Genomic DNA, 429 nt, shown 5'->3' with positions numbered 1-429 from the left:
ATATAGGGCAGAAAGATTTGCCTTACAAAGAAGTACGCCGCATAATGGGAAAAAATAAAATTATCGGCGTTTCAGTAAGCAATTTAATCGAAGCCGAAGCCGCCACCGCCGAAAAAGGCGTTGATTATCTCGGCGTAGGAGCGATGTTTACGACCGACACTAAAAAAGATGCGGACAGCACAAGTATGGACGAATTGCGGCGCATACGCGAAAAAATCAAACTTCCGCTTGTGGCAATCGGAGGCATTAACAAAAGCAATATACCGTTATTCGCTGGAATAGGAATTGACGGGATAGCCGTCGTTTCCGCCATTGTTTCTCAAAAAGACGCAAGCAAAGCGGCATGCGAGTTAAAAGAATTATTCAAAAGCACAATGGGGAGAAAATGAAAGAATACAAAGCGTACATTTTTGATCTTGACGGCACTCT

1 protein-coding gene is annotated in these 429 nt (G+C 43.4%); it reads left to right on the top strand.

What is annotated here, in order from left to right; genetic code table 11:
- On the top strand, positions 1 to 389 hold a 389-nt coding region (locus ACYVTD_RS17040; RefSeq protein WP_461248832.1), incomplete at its 5' end, for a thiamine phosphate synthase.
- Between the last annotated feature and the right edge of the window lie 40 nt (positions 390 to 429).

The sequence above is a fragment of the Treponema sp. R6D11 genome, assembly GCF_054786075.1.
The sequence above is the reverse complement of the archived record's forward strand: the minus strand, read 5'-3'. Positions and strand labels throughout refer to the sequence as shown.